Annotated in this window: 15 protein-coding genes; all 15 read right to left on the bottom strand. The window is 45.9% G+C overall.

Annotated elements, in window-relative coordinates; translation table 11 throughout:
• Positions 1 to 2: 2 nt before the first annotated feature.
• On the bottom strand, positions 3 to 542 hold the full coding sequence (locus BUB35_RS06095) for an FtsB family cell division protein (RefSeq protein WP_072850095.1): 540 nt from the start codon (positions 540 to 542) through the stop codon (positions 3 to 5).
• A gap of 18 nt (positions 543 to 560) precedes the next feature.
• Positions 561 to 1,499, bottom strand: coding sequence for a 16S rRNA (cytosine(1402)-N(4))-methyltransferase RsmH (gene rsmH / locus BUB35_RS06100; RefSeq protein ID WP_072850097.1), 939 nt, complete (start codon positions 1,497 to 1,499; stop codon positions 561 to 563).
• A gap of 27 nt (positions 1,500 to 1,526) precedes the next feature.
• Entirely contained in the window at positions 1,527 to 1,958 is a 432-nt protein-coding gene (gene mraZ / locus BUB35_RS06105) for a division/cell wall cluster transcriptional repressor MraZ (RefSeq protein WP_022254008.1), read from the bottom strand.
• 45 nt (positions 1,959 to 2,003) lie between these two features.
• Positions 2,004 to 2,198 carry a hypothetical protein gene (locus BUB35_RS06110; protein WP_072850099.1) on the bottom strand — a complete coding sequence of 65 codons (195 nt, stop codon included), beginning with the start codon at positions 2,196 to 2,198 and terminating at the stop codon, positions 2,004 to 2,006.
• Positions 2,199 to 2,319: 121 nt separating this feature from the next.
• Positions 2,320 to 3,507, bottom strand: coding sequence for a pyridoxal phosphate-dependent aminotransferase (locus tag BUB35_RS06115; protein WP_072850101.1), 1,188 nt, complete (start codon positions 3,505 to 3,507; stop codon positions 2,320 to 2,322).
• Between the two features lie 62 nt (positions 3,508 to 3,569).
• Complete coding sequence (aroQ, locus tag BUB35_RS06120; RefSeq protein WP_072850103.1) at positions 3,570 to 4,007, bottom strand: type II 3-dehydroquinate dehydratase; 438 nt, start codon at positions 4,005 to 4,007, stop codon at positions 3,570 to 3,572.
• A gap of 12 nt (positions 4,008 to 4,019) precedes the next feature.
• On the bottom strand, positions 4,020 to 5,162 hold the full coding sequence (locus tag BUB35_RS06125; RefSeq protein WP_072850105.1) for a bifunctional chorismate mutase/prephenate dehydratase: 1,143 nt from the start codon (positions 5,160 to 5,162) through the stop codon (positions 4,020 to 4,022).
• A gap of 16 nt (positions 5,163 to 5,178) precedes the next feature.
• On the bottom strand, positions 5,179 to 6,270 hold the full coding sequence (gene aroC, locus BUB35_RS06130; RefSeq protein ID WP_072850107.1) for a chorismate synthase: 1,092 nt from the start codon (positions 6,268 to 6,270) through the stop codon (positions 5,179 to 5,181).
• Positions 6,260 to 7,525, bottom strand: a complete 1,266-nt coding sequence (aroA, locus tag BUB35_RS06135) for a 3-phosphoshikimate 1-carboxyvinyltransferase (RefSeq protein ID WP_072850109.1) — start codon at positions 7,523 to 7,525, stop codon at positions 6,260 to 6,262. The genes aroC and aroA overlap by 11 nt, the downstream gene beginning before the upstream one ends.
• Before the next feature lie 12 nt (positions 7,526 to 7,537).
• Positions 7,538 to 8,596 (bottom strand): 3-dehydroquinate synthase, encoded by a 1,059-nt coding sequence (aroB, locus tag BUB35_RS06140; protein WP_072850111.1) that lies wholly within the window; start codon positions 8,594 to 8,596, stop codon positions 7,538 to 7,540.
• 12 nt (positions 8,597 to 8,608) lie between these two features.
• A complete protein-coding gene (locus tag BUB35_RS06145) occupies positions 8,609 to 9,457 on the bottom strand; it encodes a prephenate dehydrogenase (protein WP_072850113.1) in 849 nt (282 codons plus the stop codon).
• A 30-nt stretch (positions 9,458 to 9,487) separates the two neighbouring features.
• Positions 9,488 to 10,504, bottom strand: coding sequence for a 3-deoxy-7-phosphoheptulonate synthase (aroF, locus tag BUB35_RS06150; protein WP_072850115.1), 1,017 nt, complete (start codon positions 10,502 to 10,504; stop codon positions 9,488 to 9,490).
• A gap of 769 nt (positions 10,505 to 11,273) precedes the next feature.
• Positions 11,274 to 13,007 carry an NADH-dependent [FeFe] hydrogenase, group A6 gene (locus BUB35_RS06160; RefSeq protein WP_072850119.1) on the bottom strand — a complete coding sequence of 578 codons (1,734 nt, stop codon included), beginning with the start codon at positions 13,005 to 13,007 and terminating at the stop codon, positions 11,274 to 11,276.
• Positions 13,001 to 14,836, bottom strand: coding sequence for an NAD(P)-binding protein (locus BUB35_RS06165; RefSeq protein WP_072850121.1), 1,836 nt, complete (start codon positions 14,834 to 14,836; stop codon positions 13,001 to 13,003). Before BUB35_RS06165 ends, BUB35_RS06160 begins: the two co-directional genes overlap by 7 nt.
• Before the next feature lie 329 nt (positions 14,837 to 15,165).
• Positions 15,166 to 16,080, bottom strand: coding sequence for a hypothetical protein (locus BUB35_RS06170; protein ID WP_072850123.1), 915 nt, complete (start codon positions 16,078 to 16,080; stop codon positions 15,166 to 15,168).
• Positions 16,081 to 16,472 lie beyond the last annotated feature (392 nt).

The raw sequence follows: 16,472 nt of genomic DNA on the forward strand, positions 1-16,472 counted from the left end.
CATCAGTCCTTTTTAAATAGATTCAATATGGATGCGATAAAGGAAGGTTCCTCCTCTACCACTTCATCAGCTGCATACTGAATGGTATAGCTGTCTTTTGGAACATCAATATAAACAATCTGATAAGGCTGTGGTTCTGCCATGCCCAGTCGATTGATGGCTTCCTGTTTGATGTATTCCAGATCCACCTGTTCCGCAAGTTCCGCTTCTAAAATCGCATTCTGCGATTTCAGCGTTGCCAGCTCATCTTTCTTTTCCCGAATCTGCACCTCCTGATTTTTTACAATAACCGTTGCACCCATAAACGCGATACATCCTGCAAAAATCAGCAGCATCACCATACAGACATGTGCCGCATGGACGCGGTTTTCTCTGCGTTCTGCTGCTGCCTGCCGAATGGCTTCTTTGGCTTCCTGCTGTTTTTTATCGTCTTCATAGTAGGGCGCATAATCCGGCTGTAATTCATATGCTACGTTGCCATATGTATAGTAAGAGCCTTTGTAGGCATTTTTTTTATTTTCTTTTGCCTGTTTTGCTGCCATAGTCGACACCTCTGTTTTTTATTCTCCCAATCCTTCCAAAATACGCAGCTTCGCGCTTCTGGAGCGATGGTTTTCTGCCAGTTCCTCTTTGGATGGCACAATTGGCTTTCTTGTAATCACCTTGCCAACAGGTTTCCGTCCGCAGACACAAACAGGAAACTGCGGCGGGCAGATGCAGGGATTTTCCTGTCTGCGATACGCTTCTTTTACAATGCGGTCTTCCAGAGAATGGAATGTGATGATGCAGAGTCTGCCGCCTTCTGTCAGGCGATGTGCCGCCTGATCGATGGCTCTCTCCAGCACATCCAGTTCTCCATTGACTTCAATTCGAATTGCCTGAAAAGTACGTTTTGCCGGATGGGGACCGTCTTTTCTGGCTCCCTTTGGCACAGCTTTTTTGATAACATCCACCAGTTCTCCGGTGGTTTCGATGGGCTTGTTGGCACGCTCTGCCACAATAAACTGCGCAATGCGTTTTGCCCAGCGTTCTTCCCCATAAGTAAAAATGATACGATCCAGATCGGCTTCGCTGTATGTATTGACTACATCATAAGCGCTGAAAGGCTTTGTGGCATCCATACGCATGTCCAATGGCGCGTCCTGCTGATAGGAGAAACCACGTTCCGCCTCATCCAGCTGATGAGAAGATACCCCGATATCCATAAGCATGCCGTCAATACGGTCAATGCCAAGCTCGTCCAATATGGAACCAATATTGCCAAAATTGTCATGTACAAAAGTGATCTTGTCCAAATGATCTTTCAGCCGCTCTTTGGCAGCCGCATGGGCATTGAGATCCTGATCGATACAAATCAGTCTGCCGGTGGTGAGCCGCTTTGCGATTTCCAGCGAATGACCGCCGCCGCCAGTGGTACCGTCTACATAAATGCCATCAGGTTTGATACAAAGTCCGTCGATACATTCCTGCAGCAGAACGGAAACATGATGAAATTCCAATAATAACACTCCTTTTTTTCTGCCGCATCAAATGCCCAGATTTTCCATTTCAAAAGCCAGATCATTGCTGATGAAATTTTCTTCTTCGTTATATTCTTTCCAATTTTCCTTGTTCCAGATTTCAATTCGGTTGTTGACACCAATGGAAACGATGTCTTTTTTCAGTCCAGCATATTCCCGCAGATTGGAAGGCAGGATGATACGTCCCTGATTATCCAGATCGCATTCCACAGCTCCCGCGAAGAAAAAGCGGACAAACTTTCTGGCACCGGTGCTGGTCAAAGGAAGCTGTTTGAGTTTTTCCTCAAAGATCTTCCATTCTTCCTGGGGATAAGCAAACAGGCAATTATCCAAACCTTTGGTGACCACAAAATGTTCGCCCAGTCCGTCACGGAACTTGGCAGGTACAATCAATCTTCCTTTTGCATCAATGGAATGCTGGTATTCCCCCATGAACATCTTGTCTCACCACCTTTCACCTTTCACTATGCCGATTCGCAAATTTTACTCCCTTTTCAGCCACTTTTCGCCACTACTAACCACATTGTAATATAACCGTAACAAAAAAACAAGTCCTACGACCTGTTTTTTTCTTCTTTTTTTCTTCAGAAAATGCCGATTTTTCAAGGTTTTTTCACATATTCCCCCTCCTGCCGTTGCCACATTTTTCCTTCCTCCACCCTTTTTCCGCCGCTCCACCCACCACCAGCCTCCACTGACGGCAAAAAACCCCCGCAAAACGAAAACACAAACGCCCCTGCCTTCCTTTTGCACAAAAAAAGATACTGTCCGAAAACAGTATCTTTCACAAAAATCATTTTTATTTTTTATAGGATTCTGCCAATGCCTTGAATGACGGCAGGGAATTTTCAATGGTTTCCCGTGCCACGCAATAGGAAATCCGCACATATCCTTTGCAGCCAAAGGCACTACCCGGTGTCACCAGCAAACGGTATTCTTTCGCCTTTTCACAGAAAGCTTTGTCATCATCCTCTAAAGCCTTCACAAACAGGTAAAAAGCGCCCTGGGGTTTGGCACAGGAATAGCCGTATTCCTGCAAAGCGTTGTACAACAGTTCTCTGTTGGCATTATAAAATGCCACATCTGTGGTTTCCTCACAGCATTTTGCCACCACCATCTGCTGCAAAGCCGGTGCATTTACAAAGCCCAAAACACGGTTTGCAATGGCTGCACCCATGGAAACTTCCGCAAAATCCGATACAGTGGAGGGAATGACCAAATATCCGATACGATCCCCCGGCAATGACAAGGATTTGGAGAAAGAGTATGCCACGATAGTATTTTCATAGAAATTTGGGATATAAGGCACTTCTACGCCATCATAAGCCAGTTCCCTGTAAGGTTCATCGGCAATGATATAAATATCGGTGCCATATTCCGCGGATTTCTGTCGCAAAACCGCCGCAATCTTCTCAATGGTTCCCGCGTCATAAATAACCCCAGTGGGATTGTTGGGAGAGTTGATGATGATTGCCTTTGTTTTGGGTGTGATGCAGGCAGACAATGCATCTACATCCGGCAGGAAATCCGGTGGATTGGGTGGAACCGGGTGGAGTACGCCGCCCACATTCATCACATAATTGTCGTATTCCCCAAAGTAAGGGGCAAAGGTCAGCACTTCATCTCCAGCATCCAAAAGGACTTTCAAAATCACATTCAAGCCACCAGCTGCCCCAACGGTCATAACCAGATTGCTTTCGTCATAATTTGTGCCGAAACGATGATTCAGACTTTCCGCAATGGCTTTTCTTGCAGCAGGGATACCACTGCTGTCTGTATAACTATGTACCTTCAGGGAATCCATATTCTGCAAAATTTCAATGGCAGTTGCATTGACAGATGCAGGCGCTTTTACATTGGGATTGCCAATGCCAAAGTCGTATACATTTTCCGCCCCATAAATGGCTGCCAGCCGTTTGCCTTCTGTAAACATGGCGCTCATAGCCGCACTCTGTTCTACCATCTGTTTCATTTTCTGAGAAATCATAACATCTCTCCCTTCTGGAAATTTCCGATGCTTACGCATCTATCTTTTGTAATATGTTATCGTTATTTCTGATATTTTTCTTTTAAATATGCCAGTGCTTCGATATACCCCTGAAATCCTTTGCCCGTAATGGTCTTTTCGCAAGCCATTCCCGCATAGGAAATCTGGCGGAAATCTTCCCGACTGCCCACATCAGACAGATGCACTTCAACCGCCGGCAGATTCACCGCTTTCAAAGCATCTAAAATTGCCACACTGGTATGGGTATATGCCGCCGGATTGATGACAATGGCGTCTGTTTCGTTGAAATAGGCTGTCTGGATATGGTCTACCAGTGCGCCTTCATGGTTGGACTGGAAAATATCCACATCAATGCCTTCCTTCTGGCAATAGTCATGAATCAAATTCTTCAGATCCGCATAGGTTTCTGTACCATAAATATGTTTTTCACGAATCCCAAGCATGTTCAAATTGGGACCATTGATAACCAATACTTTCATTACAATGCCTCCTTAAACGATTTCGGAATAGCAGCCAAGGAATGTGAACTGTTCCGCAGAAAAATCCATATCCTTCAGGAGGGTAATCACATCTTTGGAATAGACAGAGGCTTCCATATCGAAATAGAAGCGGAATTCGAAGTCTTTTCCGGGAATGGGTCTGCTTTCCAGCTTGGACAGATTGATGCCTTTTGCCGCGATTTTACCCAGCATCCGGTACAGAGAACCAGGGTGATGGGAAACAGACAGCATCAGGCTGATTTTGTTGGAACCTGCATAGATTTCCATATCTTTTGCGATACAGATGAACCGTGTGTAGTTGTTCTGGTTATTCTGGATATCGTTTTTCATGACCTGCAAGCCATAGAGTTTTGCACATTCAGGAGAGGAAATGGCTGCAATATCATCCCGATCACATTCTGCCACATATTTTGCCGCTGTAGCTGTATTTTCAAATACGGTCACTTTCACATGAGGCAGGGATTTCAAAAATTCACTGCACTGGCTCAAAGCCTGTTCGTGGGAAATGATTTCTTTGACGTTGGAGAAATCTGCGCCGTGTTTTCCCAACAGCGCATGATTGATGTGGAGTTTCAGACTTCTGACGATATGGAATTTATGACGCATCATCAAATCATAAACTTCTGTCACAGAGCCTGCAGAGCTGTTTTCGATAGGCAGCACCCCATAACGGCACAGACCGCTTTCCACCGCATTGAAAACATGTTCAAAGCTTTTGAAGAACATGGTATTGGGCATGGTGAACAGTCTGCTGCAGGCACGAGCTGCATTGGATCCTTCTGTACCCTGACACGCTACCACTGCTTTTTTGGGGAATTCCATGAGGGGTGTTTCGATACTTGCCATGATTTCTTTTGACAAAGGTGTATCCTGCATCAAAATCCCTGCCTGATAGCTTTTGCTTACATCAAACATGGTGTGATAAAGAGTATTGGCATAAAGCTCGAATTCTTCCCCTGCCTTTTCCATGATTTTCTGCAATACGGCATTTTCTCTGCGCATATCCAGTACGGGCAGATTTTTTTCCGCTTTTGCGCCCGCGATTTCAGAAGCCACTTTCATTCGTTCCACGAATAACTCCACAATTTTATCGTCAATATCGTTAATCTGATTTCTCAATTCGTCCAAATACATACATTTACCCTCCTGATTATTTCTTTTGCTGTAATTCATATAAATCCAAAATTGCCACTGCCATTGCCGCCTCTACGCAAGGCACCGCTCTGGGCACGATACAAGGATCATGACGCCCAATGACACGAACTGTCTCGTTCTGTCCTGATTCCATACCAATGGTATTCTGTTCTCTGGAGATAGACGGCGTGGGCTTAAATGCCGCTCTGAGTACCAATGGCATACCACTGGAAATGCCGCCCAAAGAACCGCCGTGGTGATTGGTGGTGGTTTTTACATTGCCATTTTCATCAAAGTAAAATGGGTCGTTATTTTCTGAACCAAACAGCGCTGCCACACCAAAACCATCGCCAAATTCCACACCTTTCACTGCGGGAATGGCATATAAAATGGAAGCCAGCTTGCTTTCCAGTCCATCAAACATCGGCTCGCCCAAGCCAACGGGAAGCCCTACCACTGCCGCTTCCACCACACCGCCGACGGAATCCTGATTCAGCCGTGCGTCCTCAATGATTTCCTGCATCCGCAGACCAGCTTCATCGGAAAAAACAGGGAATGTTTTTGCTGTCACTGCCGCCAGTTCTTCCGCTGTGATTTCCACCGGATTCATAGGTGTATCGGCAATGCCGTGAATGGAATGGATATGAGCACCAAAGTGAATGCCCTTTCTTTCCAGAATCTGCATACATACCGCCCCAGCAAAGCAAAGGGGTGCTGTTAATCTGCCGGAAAAATGCCCGCCGCCTCGATAATCCTGAAAACCACCGTATTTTACAGCCGCCGTATAGTCCGCATGACCGGGGCGGGGGGTTTTCACCAGATTGCTGTAATCTTTGGAATGGGCGTTTGTATTATGTATCATGGCGCATAATGGCGCGCCGCAAGTTTTTCCTTCAAATAAACCGGACACCACTTCCGGGACATCTCCCTCTTTTCTTGTGGTGGAATATTTATGCTGACCGGGTGCCCGCCGTTTCATAAACGCCTGCACCTTTTCCAGATCAATTTCTTCTCCTGCCGGCAGTCCGTCAATGACTACCCCAATGGCTTCGGAATGGGACTGTCCAAAAATAGAAATCTTGATTCGTTCTCCAAAATTAGAGGACATCTGCGCCACCTCCTAAACGAATAAATTCTGCAAAAAATGCCGGATAAGACTTTGCCACAGCTTCCGCGCCTTCAATGACGGCTTCTCTGCCCAGCAAAGCCGCCCCCACTGCCGCCGACATAACGATTCGGTGATCGCCGTAAGCATCTATACGAATTTCTCCTTGTGGTTCTGTCAATTTCCCGCCATGGATAACTAGACCGTCCTGTTTTTCCTCCACTGGAACACCCAGCCCCTTCAAACAGTCTGCCATAGCCGCCAGGCGGTCACTTTCTTTGATGCGCAGTCTGCCAGCATTTCGAATTTCTGTTTTTCCTTCTGCCGCCGCTGCCGCCATACACAATATGGGTACCAGATCTGGAATCTGTGCCGCATCAATGACGCAGCCTTTCAGTTTTCCATGAGAAACTGTTACTCGATCTCCTTCCACTTCCACATGTGCTCCAAACTGTTTCAATATATCTAAAATGGCTTTATCTCCTTGGGGAGAGTCCATTTGTAGTCCACAACATGTCACCGGCTGACCCATGGCACCGGCTGTAAGCCAAAAAGCACCATTAGACCAGTCGCCGTCTGCCTGCATCACACCAGGGGAATGGTACTGCTGACCACCGGGAATAGAAAATCCCCTTTTCCCTTCCTCCACTTCAATACCGAAGCGTTTGAGAGTATGCAGTGTCATATCAATATATCCACGGGATTCCACTTCTGTGGTCAATACGATTTCACTATCTTCTTCTAATAAAGGCAATGCAAAAAGCAATCCCGTGATAAACTGAGAACTTACATTGCCCGGCAGAGAAAAGGTACCGCCTTTGAGCTGCCCGTGCATCTCCAAAGGCAATTGGTCATTGCTGACGAAGCAGCCATGTTCTCTCAGCAATTCTGTCAGGATACCGATGGGACGCTGGGGCAATCTGCCCTTTCCCTCCACCAGTACATTTCTGCCCAATGCCGCCGCCACTGGCAGCAAAAAACGCAAGGTAGAGCCGCTTTCTCTGCAATCCATCACAGCCAGTTCTTCTTTTTTCTCCACTGGGAACACTTTGATATTATCTCCCTGCCGGAGAAAATCTGCTCCCAATGCCTGCAAACACTGAAGGGTGGCTTCCAAATCCTCGGAGCTGCCGTTAAGCACCATTTCTGTTGGCTGATCTGCCAGCGCCGCACCAATGAACAGGCGATGGGCATCAGACTTGGAGGAAATCATCTGCACCGTTCCCCTCAGAGCTCCTCTGGATATTTTGATGTTCATAGCCTCCCTCCTTTACGATTCCATAGCCATTTTTGCTAATGCTTCCACTTCTTCCACTGGTATTTTTACGATTTCACAAGCACCGATTTTCTTGGGAAATACAAAACTGATGGTTCCACCCCGGCGTTTTTTATCCCGCAGGGTTCCTTCTGCCACTTCTGCCGGAGAAAATTCGGTTTCTTTCGGCAGTTGATTCTGTTCCAATGCCTTTGCAATGGTCGCCGCTGTACCTTTCTCTGCAATACCCTTGGCTTCTGCCGCTTTGGCAATGAGATGCATCCCAATGGCAACAGCATGACCATGTGTCATTTGAAAATGGCTTTTCTGCTCAATGGCATGTCCAAAGGTATGTCCCAGATTCAACAACTGGCGTTTGCCTGTGTCAAATTCATCTTCTTCCACCACATCCCGTTTCATGGAAACGCAGGTTTCAATGATTTCTTCCAAATCCTGCCGGCAATTTCCTCCGGCAATTTTTTCAAATAATGGAGCGTCGCCAAGTACGCCATATTTCAATGCTTCCGCAATGCCATCCGCAAAAACAACTTCCGGCAATGTCTGCAATACATCCGTATCACAGAGTACCAGTTTCGGCTGATAAAAAGCACCTGCTAGATTTTTTCCTGCTTCCAAATCCACTGCCGCTTTTCCGCCTACGGAAGAATCGATGGCTGCCAGAAATGTGGTGGGAATCTGTACAAAAGGGATGCCCCGCAGATATACTGCCGCACCAAAGCCTGCCAAATCTCCTGTCACACCGCCGCCCAGAGCCACAATCATATCTGTTCTGGTCATTTCCTCTTTTGCCAGAAATTCCAGCAAATGGCTCAGGGTATGAATGTTCTTGGATGCTTCTCCTGCGGGAAATACAAAAGTACAAACAGAAAATCCAGCTTCTGTCAAAGACTTGCGGACCGTTTCTTCATATAAATGTACCACGGTACTGTCTGTCACAATGGCAGCTTTACAGGGAGAAATGACTTTTTTCACTGCTTCTCCCGCTTTCTGAAGGAGTCCGCTGCCAATGAGCACCTCATACGTTGCGGAAGTTTTCACTGTTACACTTCTCATACACACACCTTCTTAATCAAATTCTTTTACAACGTCAACGGCAAGGCGTTTTTCTTTCCCGTCTTTCAGCATGGCTTTCAAGGTATCTCCATCACCATTGCGGATGACCTTGCTGTAAGCCTGCAGCCGTTCCACCAGACCATCGATTTCGTCTGCCAGATAATCTTTGTTCACCAAAAACAGTTCTGTCCACATGGTTTCGTTCAGTTTTGCCACACGAGTCATATCGTGGAAACTGCCTGCGGAAAATCCCTTGAAATTGGGAGATAATTCGCTTTTGATATATGCGCTGGAAACCACATGTGCTAGCTGGGATGTGTAAGCAATCATCTGGTCATGTTCCGCGTCTGTTGCCACCTGCATCCGTGCAAAGCCGATGCTTTTGAAAAACTGGCTCAGTCGGTCCACATCGGCAATATCTGTTCCCCGAAAAGGTGTCAGAATCATGGTCGCTCCTTCGAAAATCTTCTCACTGGAAAAGTTAAAGCCGGAACGCTCGATGCCTGCCATAGGATGAGCACCAATGAAAATGAAACCATTTTCTGCGGCGATGTCCTGCACATTCTGGCAAACCAGTCGTTTCACCCCTGCGCAGTCCACAACCATGGCGCCTTTTTTGAAATCCTTTGCATGTTGGCGCACATAATCTACGGTCGCCTGTGGATAAAGGGCAATAAGCACCAGATCGCAATCTTTGGGATTGCCGTCAACCATGAATTCATCTGCCGCTTCCAGCAGCTTTGCGCTGAGCCGTACTGTTTCTGATGCGTCCCAGCCGATCACTGTATGTTCTGTTTTTTTGTGAATGGCTTTCGCCATGGAGCCGCCAATAAGCCCCATTCCTACAACGCCGACTTTCATATGTGTCACCTCTTTTTCTATCGTCTTCTCTTAATCTTCATTGTATTTGCAGGCAAAAGGTCTGATTTGGAATACAGCCTTTGCTACATCGTCAAATGCTTCCGGTGTCAGGGACTGTGCGCCGTCACACAGTGCTCTTGCCGGGTCATTATGCACTTCAATCATGAGCCCGTCTGCCCCAGCTGCTGTTGCTGCCATTGCCATGGGTTTTACCATGTTGGAGTGTCCTAATGCATGGCTAGGGTCTACGATAACAGGCAAATGTGTCAGTTTTTTCAAAACAGGAATCGCAGACAAATCCAGTGTATTTCTTGTTTTGGTTTCAAATGTGCGGATACCTCTTTCGCAGAGGATGACGTTTTCGTTGCCACCAGCCATGATGTATTCCGCACTCATAAGCCATTCTTCAATGGTATTTGCCAGCCCACGTTTCAGCAGAATGGGTTTGTCGATGGTACCCAGTTCCCGCAGCAGATCAAAGTTCTGCATGTTTCTTGCCCCTACCTGAATCACATCAACGGATTCAAACATAGGCAGATGGCTGATATTCATGATTTCGGATACGATAGGCAATCCTGTTTTTGCCTTTGCTTCTTCCAGCAGTTCAATGCCTTCGCCTTTCAGACCTTGGAAAGCGTAAGGGGAAGTTCTGGGCTTAAATGCACCGCCGCGGAGCAAGCCTGCGCCGGATTTTTTCACACATTCCGCAATGTAGCACACCTGCTCTCTGGACTCTACGGAGCAAGGACCAGCAATGATTTGGAAATTGCCGCCGCCAATCTTCACGCCGCCGATGTCCACCACCAAGTCTTCATTGTGGAATTTTCTGTTTGCATTTTTAAATGGCTCTTGTATCCGTTTTACGTTTTCTACAATGTCCAATGCTCTTACCAAATCCATATCCACCTGAGAGGTATCCCCCACCAGACCGATGATGGTATGGGTTTTTCCAATGGAAACATGGGTTTCAATCCCCATGCTGTGAATCCACGCTTCCAAGTTTTCCAGTTGTTCCGGTTTTGTATTCTGTTTCAGTACAATAATCATTCCACTTACCTCCTTCATGATAAAACGCTTCCTTTCATCGCTGCCTACCCTTCTTTCCTACAAAAAAGAAAGACTCCGCAGCGAATTTCACTGCGAAGTCCTATATGTCCTTCCAAAGAAAAAAACAACAAAACGAACCGTCTTTTCCTAACAGCAAAATTCACTTTGAATCTCTGAAAACACGGTAAAAATAAAAGTATGCAGTTGCAGCAAAATTATTTTGAATCATAAATATGCAACCCTTTCGTCTGGTTATTTTTTCTCATACTATCACAAAGGATTGCCGATGTAAACCCCCAATATGGAAAAAGCTGCGTTTCTATGAAACCTGTTGAAAAATCAAAAATCCTCTGCAAAAATACCGTCACTTTGCACGTCTCAGAAAAACAACTATCTTTTTATACAAAGGAATATGTTCTTTTTTGTGCATGTTTTATGGAAGATGTATCTTGGACTCCTCTTCTCCCATTGGTCATTTTTAAGTGTTTTGCAGTGAACATCTCGGTTTTGTCCTTCTCTGACAAACGCCCCCTTTTATTTGCACTTTTCCTAAAAACAGCAAACGGAATACCATTAGAGACATCTTCCAAAAAAATAAAGAAAGCTGAAATCTTTCTAGTACAAAGGATCTCAGCTTTCTTGTTTTTATAGGATTTGATCAAATATGTTTTCTTCTGAAAACAGTTGTCACAACTCCCCTTAAGAAATCAACAAAAATGGAAAATGTTTATTTAAGGGAAATTGCTCTATGTATCCCATCGTTTTTATCTTATTCTGATTCTCTTGGCATTTTCCATGCTGTATGGTCTGTATGGAGCAAGTGATGGGCTTTTTCTCCCAAAGGTTCACCCAGGAAATCTTTATACAATGCCTGGATTGCCGGATTTTCATGGCTGAAACGCAGGTTTGCGATATCATCCAGGAAATACAGGTGATTTCCGCGGCATTCTGCCTGTTCCAGTCCATCTTTGATGGGCTGACCGCCGCCGCCGGCACAACCGCCTGGACAAGCCATGATTTCCACAAAGTCATAATGGGCTTTGCCTTTCCGCAGAGCTTTCACCAGTTTTCTAGCATTACCCAAACCACTGGCAACAGCCACCCGCAGGGTTTTGCCTGCCAATTCAAATTCCGCTTCTCTCCAACCTTCCTGTCCACGGACATTCTGGAAAGCATCAGGAGCCGCATTTTCGCCGTTTACCAAATAATAAGCGCTGCGCAGAGCCGCCTCCATAACACCGCCGGTCACACCGAAAATAACGCCAGCACCCGTCGCTTCTCCAATAGGATCATCAAAAGGTGTGCTTTCCAGCAGATCAGGACGGATATGTTCCGCACGGAGCATGCGCACAAATTCTCTGGTAGTCAGTACCAGATCCACATCTCTTCCCGTTCCTGCATCGTTCATGGTAGGCAGGATATTTTCACTCTTTTTGGCAATGCAAGGCATGATGGACACGCTGAATACATCTTCTTTTGCAATGCCCAGTTTTCCTGCGTAATAAGCCTTTACAACTGCCCCAAACATCTGCTGGGGAGATTTTGCTGTGGAAAGGCATTCCGTCATGTCGGGATACTGGCTCTTCATAAACCGTACCCACGCAGGACAGCAAGATGTGAACATGGGATACTGATGTTCTCCCTCACTCAAACGGCGCAGCAGTTCACTGCCCTCTTCCATAATGGTCAGGTCTGCCGCAAAGTCTGTATCAAAGACATAGTCTACGCCCATCATTTTCAAAGCTGTAACAATCTTTCCAACCTCAGCTTCTTCATGAGAAAGACCCATTTCTTCCCCCCAGGAAGCCCGTACTGCAGGTGCAATCTGTACAATGACTTTTTTCTTGGGATTTGCCAATGCAGCAAAGAACTGTTCTGTGTCATCTCGTTCACTCAATGCTCCCACAGGACAGTGGGTCACGCACTGCCCGCAGAAAGAACAGTCGGAATCCATAATACGATTGTTATAAGCGACGTCGACAGTGGTTCTGGCACCAGTACCTTCTACGTCCCAAATATGCAGATCCTGCACCTTATCACAAATCTGAATACAGCGCATACACTTAATACATTTAGAAGCATCTCGAATCAAAGGGGAACGAGGGCTCCACTGATAAGGAGGCACCTGCATTTCATAAGGCTGACGACGAATATCCAAATCGTTGGCAATGGTCTGCAATGTACAGTTGCCACTGCGCACACACATGGTACATTTGCTGTCATGCTGAGAAAGGATCAGTTCCACATTGGTCTTTCTGACTTCTCTAACTCTTGGGCTGTTGGTATAGACCACCATACCTTCGCTGACAACATTATTGCAGGAGGAAATGAGTTTATCAACGCCTTCCACTTCCACCACACAAACACGGCAAGCGCCAATTTCATTGATATCTTTCAAATAACACAGGCTGGGCACATAAATGCCAGCAGCTCTTGCCGCTTCCAGAATGGTGGTATTTTCTTTTGTCTGTACTTGTTTTCCATCTATAGTCAGATTTACCATTTTTCCACCCTCCCTCCTTTGAAGTTGCCATAGCCGTAATGGTCACACCGCAGACAGCGGCAGCTTTCCTGCATGGCTTCTTCGTGGGTCAAGCCGCATTCAATCAAATTAAAGTCATGGTTTCTTTCACCGGCACTGCGTTCTGTGGTGTTAACTCTGCCGCCGGCAGGCATTACATTCAGCCGTACAGGAGGGATTTCCACATCCACTGTAATCTGGTGATTGAAACCTAAGTATTCATCAATATTAGCAGCTGCAACCTTACCAGCTGCGATGGCACGAATGACTGTAGCAGGACCTGTTACGCAGTCACCGCCAGCAAATACACCATCAATGTTTTCAAAGTCACTGCTTGCCATGGCATCAATAACGCCGCGTTTGATGGGCACACCGTATTCTTCAAAGGGCTGTGTTTCGATGCCCTGTCCAATGGCAACAATGATAATGTCACAAGGAATCCGTACAGGAGGCGCGTCAGCAGGCATGGGACGAGGTCTGCCGCCGCTGTCCATAGGACCTACAATCTGGGGCTGTGCCCACAGAGCTGTTACATTATCGTCCTCATCGCCGGAAATCCGCAGAGGCGCATGCATACACATGATTTCACAGCCTTCACCCAATGCGCCTTCGATTTCATCAGGCAGTGCTGTCATATCCACTTTTCTTCTGCGGTAAACGCAGGTAACGCTTTCCGCCCCCAGACGTTTCGCACTTCTGGTACAGTCCATGGCTACATTGCCGCCGCCAACGACAACCACACGTTTTTTTCGAAAGTCTGGCAGAGCACCGTCACCAATGCTGCGCAGCATCTGTACCGCAGACATAACGCCACGTTTGTCTTCCCCTTCGATGCCAATCTTTTTATCACTCTGGGCACCAATGGAAATATAAATACAGTCAAAAGCATCTTTGATCTGCGGCAGGGTCACATCTTTGCCCACTTCCACACCTGTATGTACGGTAATACCTGTGGAAAGAATTGCTTCCAAATCCTCATCCAGTCTTTCTCTTGGCAAACGATAGCTTGGAATGCCATAACGGAGCATACCACCCAGTTTTTTATTTTTTTCAAATACTTCTACATGATGTCCCATCAATGCCAAATAATAAGCCGCGCTCAAACCGCCGGGACCGCCGCCCAGAATGGCAACTTTCTTTCCTGTTGGTTCTGCACAAGGCGGTACAGGCACAACGCCTGCATGATCCACAGCATACCGTTTCAACGCACGAATATTGATGGCATCATCCACCATATTTCTGCGGCACCGTGCTTCACAGGGATGTTCACAAACCATAGCACAGGACGTTACAAAGGGATTGTCTTTTCGAATGAGCCGTACCGCATCCGCATAACGTTCATGGGAAATCAAGGCAATATATCCGGGAATATCCACATTTGCCGGACAGAGAGCCACACAGGGCACCGGCTGGTAAATATTGAACAGACAGCGTTTGTTATGAATATGTTCCAGATAATCATCCCGGAACCCTAATACCCCACGCAATACCATTTCTGCCGCTTCTGTCCCAATGGCACAATCAGCGGAATTCTTGATGACACGAGCGGTTTTTTCGATCAGCTGCAGATCCTCCTCACTGCCTTTGCCGTCCAAAACCCGTTCCAGCAACACCTGTAACTGTCCCAGACCAACACGGCAGGGAACACATTTCCCGCAAGTCTGGGCATGACACAGCTTCAGAAAAGCCGCAGCCATATCCACAGGACAAAGCCCGGGAGGACTGGCAATGATCCTACGTTCTACATCCCGATAAAGCCCTTCCACAACGGTCTGCGCCTTATTGGGTGTGATAATACTCAATCTGCTCATATCGCACCTCCTTACTAGGTATCCGCCTGATAAAAAAAAGTGTGCCCAACCCTAGAAGAAATTCCAGTTTTCCACTTTTGGGCTCCAGCACTTTTCCTTCACAGGCTTCTATTTACAACAATCTTTTTTTGCCAGAATTTTCACAGAAAAAATACTCTGGAAAATTGTCGACAAACAAACAAAGGATTGCACAGTTCCCTCAAACCATAAGAAAAAATATTACTTTATTCCCCGTTTGTTCTTTTTATTATACCATAACCTTTTTATTTGTTCTAATAGAAAAAAGGAATCCTTTGATAAGGATTCCCTGTATGTTCTACCAAAAATATTCAGTTTTTCTGTGTAAACGTTCTTGTTTCCTCGTCATAGGCATATCCCTCTGCGGCAACTACCTCTTTCATATCTTCCAGATTTGCATACAGTTTCTTACCATCATAAACGCAGGCAATACGAATGCCTTCTCCTGTCAGTGCATATCCAGAAATCAGTCGCTGTTCCATAAAATCCTGAGAAACTGTTTCTAAGGGAACCTGGTAATTTTCTACCGCACCATCTTGATGCATATGCAGGATGCCTTTATGAAGCGCAAAAGACAAATCCATGTTTTCCGCCAGCTCCGGCAGACTCACATACTCCTCTGCGAAAGATTCTTTTGTAAAAGGAATATCATCCGTCAAGACCTTCTCAAAAAGGATGCAGCCCCAAGGCGTCCGCAGCGGCATGGTGGGACGCAAAAGATACAAATCCCAATTGTCTTCCGCTTCTTCCTTCTTTTCAACCAGATAAACACTAAATCTCGTTTGCTGTAATTGTTCCATATTCTCCCATATGCCGCTATAAGTCATGTAGGACTGGTCCAAATTTTCTCCAGTCAGACTTTCCACAGCCACCATCAATTCCCCATTGATGACTTTTGTAGGAACCAACAGCCCATTACAATATACATGATGCTTTTCTGCTTCATCGTGCACCACGATTTCCTCTTTCTCCACCGTTTTCATTCCTGGTGATAATGGATACAACACCCAATTTGTTTCCAGACTGCCAGTCATTTTATCTCCTTTTTGCAGTGCAAAACCATAATCCTGCAATTCTTCCACAGAGATCCAATGTTTTTCTTCTAGTTCCGTTGTGGCTATCTCTGCACCATCAATGGTGATGGTGATTGAATGATCGCAGCCGCTCAACCCCAAAGCGCACAGAACAGCCAATAGAAAATAGAAATGTTTTCCCCAGCTTTTCATTTCTTCCTCCTAAAATATAACAATGCCCCCAACACGTTGTCTGCTTTCACTATATGCCCACTTTTGCCCTCTGTCAAGTCGGCATATTTGACAGGGTTTTCCGATTGTGCTATGATTTCTGCGAAAAACCCGATTTTATAAAAAAGTCCAGCGGTGATATGTCAAGATAAAAACAATATTGAAAGATATACTTTCAGCTATGTTTCAAAAAGACAAAAACACCCACCTAAGCCCTGCAAATCGTATTTTTGAAAAATGAGCAGGGTTCGTGTATCGACAGATAGAAAAATCTATTCTGCCGGACGATATAAACGATTGTCTTTGAGCAGTGCAAAGACTAACCGCACAAATTTACGAGCAGTTAATGCGAGGGCACGTTTGTGTTGAAATCT

It is taken from the genome of Anaerotignum lactatifermentans DSM 14214 (assembly GCF_900142265.1).
GTDB lineage: Bacteria > Bacillota > Clostridia > Lachnospirales > Anaerotignaceae > Anaerotignum > Anaerotignum lactatifermentans.

Bases quoted from the DNA above. Each gene is read 5' to 3' on its own strand.
- BUB35_RS06125 (WP_072850105.1), bottom strand. From the start codon at position 5,162: ATGTATTTGGACGAATTGAGAAATCAGATTAACGATATTGACGATAAA.
- BUB35_RS06115 (WP_072850101.1), bottom strand. From the start codon at position 3,507: ATGATTTCTCAGAAAATGAAACAGATGGTAGAACAGAGTGCGGCTATG.
- BUB35_RS06145 (WP_072850113.1), bottom strand. From the start codon at position 9,457: ATGAAAGTCGGCGTTGTAGGAATGGGGCTTATTGGCGGCTCCATGGCG.
- mraZ (WP_022254008.1), bottom strand. From the start codon at position 1,958: ATGTTCATGGGGGAATACCAGCATTCCATTGATGCAAAAGGAAGATTG.
- BUB35_RS06170 (WP_072850123.1), bottom strand. From the start codon at position 16,080: ATGAAAAGCTGGGGAAAACATTTCTATTTTCTATTGGCTGTTCTGTGC.
- aroQ (WP_072850103.1), bottom strand. From the start codon at position 4,007: ATGAAAGTATTGGTTATCAATGGTCCCAATTTGAACATGCTTGGGATT.
- BUB35_RS06160 (WP_072850119.1), bottom strand. From the start codon at position 13,007: ATGGTAAATCTGACTATAGATGGAAAACAAGTACAGACAAAAGAAAAT.
- aroB (WP_072850111.1), bottom strand. From the start codon at position 8,596: ATGAGAAGTGTAACAGTGAAAACTTCCGCAACGTATGAGGTGCTCATT.
- BUB35_RS06095 (WP_072850095.1), bottom strand. From the start codon at position 542: ATGGCAGCAAAACAGGCAAAAGAAAATAAAAAAAATGCCTACAAAGGC.
- aroC (WP_072850107.1), bottom strand. From the start codon at position 6,270: ATGTCCTCTAATTTTGGAGAACGAATCAAGATTTCTATTTTTGGACAG.
- BUB35_RS06165 (WP_072850121.1), bottom strand. From the start codon at position 14,836: ATGAGCAGATTGAGTATTATCACACCCAATAAGGCGCAGACCGTTGTG.
- aroF (WP_072850115.1), bottom strand. From the start codon at position 10,504: ATGATTATTGTACTGAAACAGAATACAAAACCGGAACAACTGGAAAAC.
- aroA (WP_072850109.1), bottom strand. From the start codon at position 7,525: ATGAACATCAAAATATCCAGAGGAGCTCTGAGGGGAACGGTGCAGATG.